General features: G+C 59.3%; 5 protein-coding genes. 3 read left to right on the top strand and 2 right to left on the bottom strand.

All coding sequences use genetic code 11. The annotated features are described in order from the left end of the window. Together AC3VI7_RS11225 and AC3VI7_RS11220 are read left to right on the top strand one after the other, a co-directional pair. On the top strand, window positions 1-2,939 hold a 2,939-nt coding region (locus tag AC3VI7_RS11225), incomplete at its 5' end, for an ATP-binding protein (protein ID WP_489671528.1). Between the two features lie 33 nt (window positions 2,940-2,972). Continuing rightward, the gene (locus tag AC3VI7_RS11220) at window positions 2,973-6,005 is read left to right on the top strand and encodes a bacteriohemerythrin (RefSeq protein ID WP_489671237.1); all 3,033 of its coding nucleotides are present in this window, start codon (window positions 2,973-2,975) and stop codon (window positions 6,003-6,005) included. Between the two features lie 27 nt (window positions 6,006-6,032). Here AC3VI7_RS11220 and AC3VI7_RS11215 read toward each other — a convergent pair whose 3' ends face one another. Both AC3VI7_RS11215 and AC3VI7_RS11210 read right to left on the bottom strand, forming a co-directional pair. Beyond that, on the bottom strand, window positions 6,033-6,473 hold the full coding sequence (locus AC3VI7_RS11215) for a hypothetical protein (RefSeq protein ID WP_489669246.1): 441 nt from the start codon (window positions 6,471-6,473) through the stop codon (window positions 6,033-6,035). Continuing rightward, complete coding sequence (locus tag AC3VI7_RS11210) at window positions 6,470-7,726, bottom strand: AAA family ATPase (protein ID WP_489669247.1); 1,257 nt, start codon at window positions 7,724-7,726, stop codon at window positions 6,470-6,472. The genes AC3VI7_RS11215 and AC3VI7_RS11210 overlap by 4 nt, the downstream gene beginning before the upstream one ends. Window positions 7,727-7,856: 130 nt before the next feature. On the opposite strand from AC3VI7_RS11210, the gene AC3VI7_RS11205 reads away from it, so the two are divergent. Continuing rightward, window positions 7,857-8,459, top strand: coding sequence for a hypothetical protein (locus AC3VI7_RS11205; protein ID WP_489669248.1), 603 nt, complete (start codon window positions 7,857-7,859; stop codon window positions 8,457-8,459). Window positions 8,460-8,747 lie beyond the last annotated feature (288 nt).

Here is an 8,747-nt window from a genome sequence, read left to right as displayed (position 1 = left end):
GCGATGCAGCCACAGCGCAGGCTCTGCCCTTGATCAGCTTCATGCCCCACCCCAATACCGCCCTCAAAGGCATCGGCAACGTGACCGTCTTCGAGTCGCTGGGGCCTCAAGGCCCCGAGAGCGCGCAGATCATGACCCACGCCGGTGTACTGGTGGGCCGTGACACCGAATGGGCCCATCTGATGCAGACGCTGCAAGCCGTGGTGGAGGATCCCAGCCGCAGCCGAGCCGTGCTGCTTGAAGGCGAAGCCGGTATCGGCAAATCGCATCTCTGCCAAGCTTTTGCCCAAGCCGTGCGGGCTCAGGGCTGGCTCTTGGCCATGGGAACCAGCGACCCCTTGGACCAAGCCTCAGCGTACCGACCGCTGCGGAGCATCTTCGATACCTTGCTAGGCCTAGAGGATGAGACCCATCCCAGCCTGCGCCATCCACGGGTGCTGGCCTTGCTCGATACCCCCCAAGCGCGCGAACGGGTCAGTTTGCTGAGCACCGTCTTGGACCTGGATCTGCCGCCCTCGCTCATTGATGCACAGATGAGTGGGCGCGGTCGCATGGAAGCCACCACCGAGCTGCTGGTGCAACTACTGCAAGCCACCCACACCGGCAGCGTCCGGGTGGTGATTTTGGAGGATTTGAACTGGCTCGATTCGGCCTCGTATAGCGTGCTCGACGCCGCCTTGCGCCGCTGTCCGGGCCTGCTGCTGCTGCTCAGCGCCCGCCCCTTGCTCCCTGACGATCCCCACGCAGCCCTGTTTGAGCCAGCGGTACTCGCCACCCGTGTGGTCTTGGCCCCGCTGGCTGAAGTGGCGGTGCGCAACATCATCGCCGCCGAGCTGGGGGTCACGGTGGTACCTGAGCCCGTGCTGCGCGCAGTGGCCGACAAGACCCAGGGCTTGCCGCTGTTTGTGCGCCAAGTGGTGGCCGCCTTGGTGGACCGCCGCATCATGCATAGCGCCGCTGGGGTGCTCCGTTTTGATCGGCAGGCTCTGGCCGATTTCACGATTCCCGACACGATCCAAGGTGTCGTGGTGGCACGCATCGACCGGCTGACACCGCATCAGCAAAGCACGCTCAAGGCCGCCAGTGTGGTGGGCCGGGTGTTCAGCCTCGACGCCCTGAACAGCTTGGTCACGCAAGGCAAGCCGGGTGATCGGGCCATGGATCTGGCCGGGCTGATCGACAGCGGCTTGGTGGAGCGCACTGCGGAGCCCAACCAGTTCCAATTCAGCCACGCCTTGGTGTGCGATGCGGTCTACAGCCTGCTGCCTTTCAGCCAGCGCCGTGCCCTGCATGCTGCGCTGGGCGCGTGGTATGAGCGCCATGCCAGCGCCACCCGCGCCACCCATGTGCTGCTGGCGCGCATCGCCAATCACTGGTCCCAAGCCCATGATCCCGTGCGCGCCCTGCATGCTTTGGAGCAAGCCGGGGATCACGCGCTGCGCACCGGGGCCTACCGCGAGGCCCAAGGGCTGTTTCATCGCCTGATCGTGCTGACGCAGCAAGGTTTCGGTGAAGGCTCCGAACAACCCATCGCCACCGACGCCGAAACCTCCGCGCGCTGGTCTCTGAATCTGGGCCTGTCGAGCTTCAACTTGGGCGAGCTGGAAACCGCCCGCATCGAGTTGGAAACCTCCGCCAAGTTGGTCGGCTACGCGCTGCCCGGACCGCGTCGGATCGTTCTGGCGCTGGGCTTAGAGCTGGTGCAAGCGGTGGTGCAGCACTGGTTTCAATCCCGTCGCCACCACGCCAGTGCAGAAGCCGTGCGGCGGCTGATGCAAACCTCCGCAGTGCTCGGCACGCTCCGACGCATCTACAACCTGATGCAGCAGCCGGCCTACACGATGTACGCCATCGTGCGGCGCTTCAACCTGCTGGAGCCGCAGCACTCGGCCGACAACCCCGAACACGTCGAAGCCTTGGGCGGGATGATGTATCTAAGCACCATGGCCGGCCATTACGGTCTGGCGGATCGCTACGCCAACCGCTGCCTGGGGGCCCAAAGCGTGCGCTTGCAGCATCCCTTGGCGCATGCCGAAGCCATCTTGCCCGTGTCCTTGAGCTATCTCGTGCAAACACGCTGGGAGCTTTGCGAGCGCACCGGCAACGAGGCCGCGCAGACTTTTCAGCAACTCGGTGAGCGCCAATCGCGCATGGTGATGATGTCGATCTTGGCCAATGCCGCCGAGTTGCAAGGCGACTTTGAGTGCTCGGCGCAGCGCTATACCTTGGTGCGCCGCTTGGCTGAAGAGGCGGGCGACCAGCTCAGTCAGTGCTGGAGCGCGGGCGGTTTGGCGATCCTTGCCATCCGCCATGGCCGCTATCACGAAGGCGCTGAGCTCGCCCGGCGGGCGGTGATCTTGGCTCAAGCGTGTGGCGAAGCGGTGTCCTATCTGTCCGACAGTGGGTTGTTGGCGCTCAGCTTGTTCGAAGCCGGTCATCTGCAAGCCGCCCGCGCTTTGGTCGAAGAAAGCGTCCCACAGATCGCCGCCTTGCCGCGCATCCCCACCGCCCACCACACCTTGAATGGGCTCGATACGTTCTCCGAGCTGATCCTGCGCTTTTGGGAGCTCGAAGCCCCGGTACGCGGCAGCGCCGCTTGGCTCCGCTGGGCCAGGCATGCCGCCTTGGCCACCGACCGCATGAGCGGCTTTGCCAAGGTCTTTGCCATCGGTGCCCCGATGGCCGCCCAACGCCAAGCCTTGCAACACTGGCTGCACGGCCGCCACGCCAAGGCGATCAAAACGTGGCAATACGCCATCGCTGAAGGTGAGCGCACCCGCATCCCCTTCGAAACCGGCAAAGCACACCTCGAACTTGCGCGCCACCTCCCGACGGGTAGTCCCGACCAACGCCATCACGCCCTCCAAGCCACCACCCTGTTCCAGCGCATCGGTGCCAAGGGCTTGGCGGAACGGGCTCGATGTCTTGCCTCGGCATGACGCGCGCGCCAGAGGTGCGAGACAATCAAGACCGTGAACCAGATCGACATCTTCCCTTGGGATGACCACTTCAATACTGGTTTTGCCAACATCGACGCCCAGCACCGCAAGCTGGTGGCGCTGCTCAATCAGTTGGCCAGTCAGGTCGCGGGCGGCGCAGATACCCAGACGCTCAACACCATCTTCGATGAGCTGGCCGCCTACGCGGTCTATCACTTCGACACCGAAGAAACCCTCTGGCGGGCTTACTTGGCGGGCGATCCGGCCGAAATCGGTCATCGCGCCACCCACGAGGCCTTCCGACAGGACGTCTCACGGCTCAAAGCGGCACTCAATCAAACCTCGTCCCACCAAGTGGCCGAGGAAACGCTGGGCTTTCTGGCCCACTGGCTGGCGGCGCACATCCTCGAAGCGGATCGCAGCATGGCTTGCACCGTCCATGCGCTCCAGCAAGGGTTGTCGCTGGATGCCGCCCGATTGCGCGCCCGCGAGGAAATGGGCGGCACGACCCGCGCGCTGATCGATCTGATCCTATCGATTTACGGCACGCTCTCGACCAACACCCTGCGGCTGATGCGTGAACTGGCCGAGCACCGCCAAGCCACCCTAGAGCTGAACCACACCCGCAAGGCCCTGCAACAGCGAGATCACTACCAGCGCGCCTTGCTCGACAACTTCCCATTCTTGGTCTGGCTCAAGGATGAAAAAAGCCGTATCTTGGCCGTCAATCGGCCCTTTGCCGAAGCCTGCGGACACACCGATCCGGATGCGCTGAACGGGATGAGCGATCTGGACATCTGGCCCGCCGATTTGGCCGAAAAATACCGTGCCGACGATCTTGAAGTCCTGCGCACCGGCCAGCCAAGATCGGTGGAGGAATGGATCGAAATCGACGGCAAACGCCGCTGGTCCGAGACCTACAAATCACCGATCAAACTCGACGGCCAAGTGATTGGTACCGTGGGCTTTGCCCGCGATATCACCGAACGCAAAGAGGCCGAGGCCGAACGCGACAAGATTGACGCCGATCTGCGCATCGCCGCCACCGCCTTTGAAGCCCAAGAAGGTATCGTCATCACCGATGCCGCACAGCGCATCATCCGCGTCAACAGCGCCTACACCCGCATCACCGGCTACACCCAAGACGAAGTGTTGGGCCATCGACCCAACGTGCTTGCGTCAGGCCGCCACGACAGCGCCTTTTTTGAGGCCATGTGGCACAGCATCCAGCACAAGAACGCTTGGGAGGGCGAGATCTGGAACCGCCGCAAGGACGGCAGCCTCTACCCTGAGTTCATCGTCATCACGGCGGTCAAAGATCGCCATGGTCAAGTCACCCACTATGTCGGCACCTTCACCGACATCACTGAGCGCAAGACGCATCAGAAGCAACTTGAGTTGCTGGCGCACTACGACCCGCTGACCGGCCTGCCCAACCGGGTGCTGTTGGGGGATCGGTTGCGCCAAGCGATGGCTTTGGGGCGTCGCCGACAGCAACTGTTGGCGCTGGCCTTCATTGATCTGGATGACTTCAAAACCGTCAACGATGACCACGGGCATGAAGCTGGCAACCACCTGCTGACCCTCTTGGCCGAACGGATGCAGCACTGTCTGCGCGAAAGCGACACCCTGTCGCGCTTGGGTGGGGACGAGTTCGTCGCCATCTTGGGCGATCTGCCCGATCCACAGTCCTGCGTGCCTTGGGTGCAACGCTTGCTCGACGCCGCCGCGCAGCCGGTGCCCTTCCACGACATCATGCTGCACGTTTCATGCAGCATCGGCATCGCTTTTCATGCCCCCACCGATGAGCGCGACGCGGATCAGCTCCTGCGCGAAGCCGACCATGCGATGTACCAAGCCAAGCAGGCCGGGCGCAATCGCTACCACGTCTTCGACGCCGACCAAGACCGCGCAGTGCGCAGCCATCACGAGAGTGATGGGCGCATCCGCCAAGCGCTGAGCAGCAACGAGTTCGTGCTGCTCTACCAGCCGCAAGTCCATATGCGCAGCGGCAAAGTCTTGGGGGTGGAAGCGCTGATCCGCTGGCAGCACCCACAGCGCGGCCTGCTGCTGCCAGCTCAATTTCTGCCCGACATCGAACACGACGCCATCAACATCACCTTGGGCGAATGGGTGATCGACACGGTGATGCGCCAGCAGATGCAGTGGCGCGCCGCTGGTTTGATCCTGCCGGTCAGCGTCAACGTCGCCGCCAATCACCTACAGCAGAAGAACTTTGTCGAGCGCCTAGAAGAGCTGCTGGCCCGCTATCCCAGCGTCCCCAGTTCGGCGTTGAAGCTAGAGGTCCTGGAAACCAGTGCCCTGGAAGACATCGACCACGTCTCGGCCGTGATCACTGCATGCGCCGCGCGAGGCATCCAATTTGCCCTGGACGATTTTGGCACCGGCTATTCCTCGCTGACCTATCTGAAGCGCCTGCCCGCCAGCGTGCTCAAGATCGATCAAAGCTTTGTGCGCGACATGCTGGTCGATCCCGACGACTTGGCCATCCTCGAAGGCGTGCTCGGCATGGCCACCGCCTTTCGGCGCCGGGCCATCGCGGAAGGGGTCGAGAACGACGACTTGGGCGACATGCTCTTGGCGCTGGGTTGCGAGTGGGGCCAAGGCTTCGGCATCGCCAGACCCATGCCGGCCCACGACATGCCCGCTTGGGTGGCCAGCTGGTGCCCCCCGCCGCGTTGGCGCGAGCGCCTGAGCGTGGTGCGCGAAGACTTGCCCCTGCTGTACGCCATGGTCGAACTACGCGCTTGGATCGCCGACTTGGAAACGCACCTTCAAACCGGCAGCGCCAGCGCCACCCCCGCCCTCGACCCCCACGACTGCCGCTTCGGCCGCTGGCTCGACACCCAAGGCCTCACCCGCTACGGCCAACACCCCAGCTTCCCGCAGCTCCAACAGCTGCACCACGCCGTCCACGAAAGCGGCCGCCTCTTGGTCGAAATGAAAACCCACGGTGCCTCCGACACCGAGCGCCAACCCGTACAAACCCAGCTGCACGATCTGCGGGACCAGCTGATCAAACTGCTGGACGGCTTGCTAGGGTAGGTAAGCGCAGCGTCTGGCGAGGCTGCGTCAGACCGAGCGTGACCCAAAGAAATCGTCAAAATTCAAAGGCTTGCCGGATGTTTTGATATGCAGCGGCGCTGCATGCGATTTTCTTATCTGCTCCGTCAGACGTTGGATTTTGGTATCCATCGATGGATAGCGTGTACAAATCACAAGTCCCGCGCGGCGCGGTGGCAGCTGGTGCGTCTCTTTCAAATAATCAAGGGTGGCTTTGATCTGTTCGACAGCATGATCGACATTGCCACCTTTGAGTTCGACGGCGATCAACGAATCGTCTTTTTCAAGAATATAATCGCAGGCTCGTTGATTATTAACAACGCACCCGTCGAATCGTGTCAAACGATACATCATACGACCTGGATTATCAAAAACAGCGGATGTACTTCGCGGGTCGCTCATTTTTATTTTCGAATCTGTGATGGCTCGACTGCATTCAACATGATTCATACGCCAAACTCCAAGTCGAGCAGAGAAGAAAACTCGTCAGCAATCATGCCTGAAATATCGTCAAGATAATCAGCAGCAATCAGTCCACTTTCATCATCAAGGATGTCTACAAGCTGCCCATCGACCAAGGCATACGCCCGCATTTTTCCGGTAGCGATGCGGAAAGATGGGGGTACCAAATCATCGAAATCGCCCCGCTTTTCTGGCTTGAGAACCCCATCGATCCGCCCCGCCTTGATGAGGTTGTTGAGCTTGGCCAACACGTAGGGGCTGTGTGTGGTCAACAACAAACGCCGAGCCGGCACCTCATGGGCATCCGCCACCAATTGCTGAACCAAGTCACTCTGCGCCACCGGGAAAAGATGAGCTTCGGGCTCTTCGATGTAGAGCAAGTGGGACTCTTGACCTGAGTGCAGCAACAGGCCACTGCGCAGGCCCGCCATCGTCAAGACCAAAGGCAACAACTCCTGCTGACCCGAGGACAGGGATGAAAAAGGTACCTGTCGGCCATCGGGATAAATCACCGTAGGCTGATCTCCGTCCCAGAGAATCCTCCCCCCCAACAAACGGCCGATCTGCTCATGCACTAATAAATCAGAAGAACCCACCATGTTAAGTAATTGCTGCATCTGTACATATTGCCTACCAAAATCAATGGTCAGCGGATCTGTGGCTATTTTCTGATCAAACGTCACCACCGTCTGGGCAAAGTTTGTAAAGAAGGCGCGCCCGGCAGGCACATACATTTGATAAGCAATGAATTCTTCACCCATGGATTTGAAGTACTCTTCATAGCCCCAAGCCTTGATGCGGTGCGTCAATTGGATTGCACCAAAAAAGCCCAAATCAACGGCTAACATACTGCGCATGTCAGTCGCCTTGTTATAAGTATTTTTAACAAGGTCAGAAACTTGCAAATCAAGGCATTTTTCGGGGGCTTGATCGTGCCTTTCACGCATCAATGTCACTCGATATGTTGACATCTGAAATTCAATCTTGAAGTTCTGATGCCCCCACGCCGAAACAGGAAACCATTCGCAGAATTTTGACCTCATATGGTCTAAAAACTGGTCAAAGTTCTTACCTTTTTCGAGGTACTCATACTGTTCTTGACTCAAGCTCAAGCAAAAATAGAGCAGCTTGGCCAGCACACTCTTGCCGCTGGCCTGCGGTCCGATCAGCACATTGATCGAACCCAGCGTAAGAACAGCACTGCGGATGCACGAGAAGTTGAAGACTTGAAGCTGAGCCATGTTCTGCGAAGGTAAGGACGGTGGTGAGTGGGACGTGCGACGAAAACAGGTCGCAGCGATGATAGGTGCATCCATCCCCGCTTGCCTTCTCGGTGAGTGCCCCCTACGCTCACTACCAAGGAGGACACCCATGCCAACCCCCAACACCCGCCGCAATCGCTACGCAGTCATCGCCCTAGCATCGTTCACGCTCTCCGGCTGTGACCCTGGGGTCACTCAGACCGCCGCCTCTGACAAGTTTCAAGCCACGCTGACCGCACAGGAAAAGGAGCAAAAGGAACGACTCCAGAGAAACTTGGATGAACTTCGCAAACTCGCCGAAACGCAGTCAGAACCACCTCACAAAAAGGCCAGTTCAGCTTCGCAAACCCAAGAAGCCACAGAACCAAAATCGACAGCGCCAGAAGCCCCAGCTGTGAGTTTGGGAGCCCATGTGCCAAAAAAATTCCAAGGCATGTGGAGTCCATCGGCGCAATCATGTTCTGATTGGGGTGAGACAACTCTCGCGATTAAATCGAATCGTGTCGATCTTTGGGAAAGTCGAGGTCCGGTCATGGCCGTCGTGGTCCGCAAAGATGAAATAGTCATCACAGCGGAAATTTCAGGCGAGGGTTATACATGGCTGGAGCCACTGCACTTCCAGATCTCATCCGATGGAAATACCTTGACTGATCTCCATCGCGCAGAACCCAATCATTTAAAACTCTACAAATGCCCGAAGATTATTGAATAGTTATTTTTCTAATAAAGAGCGGGTAGATTCAACCAAACCAATATTGATATAATGAAAATATAATTCGAGCGTGTGGTTATCTTTTCAGCAATTTGAATTATCTAATATTTAGCTAACTAACGACGAAGCTGTTTTATGCCTAGCGCGGTAAATATACTGCTATATGATCCGCCTGCCGCATCGCAGCGGTGAAGGGGATGCGCAGATGGCACGCGGGAAGACGGTAGGGGTGAGCGGGATCATCGGGATGATCGTCCTGTTGCTGGTGGGGCTTTTGGGGCTGTTCGG

The sequence above is a fragment of the Leptothrix toolikensis (SeqCode) genome (assembly GCF_057922285.1).
Note: the sequence above shows the minus strand (reverse complement) of the source record. Positions and strands in the feature narration are given on the sequence as shown.

Excerpts from the sequence above, each read along its gene's own strand:
- AC3VI7_RS11215 (WP_489669246.1), bottom strand. The coding sequence starts at position 6,473 with ATGAATCATGTTGAATGCAGTCGAGCCATCACAGATTCGAAAATAAAA.
- AC3VI7_RS11210 (WP_489669247.1), bottom strand. The coding sequence starts at position 7,726 with ATGGCTCAGCTTCAAGTCTTCAACTTCTCGTGCATCCGCAGTGCTGTT.
- AC3VI7_RS11205 (WP_489669248.1), top strand. The coding sequence starts at position 7,857 with ATGCCAACCCCCAACACCCGCCGCAATCGCTACGCAGTCATCGCCCTA.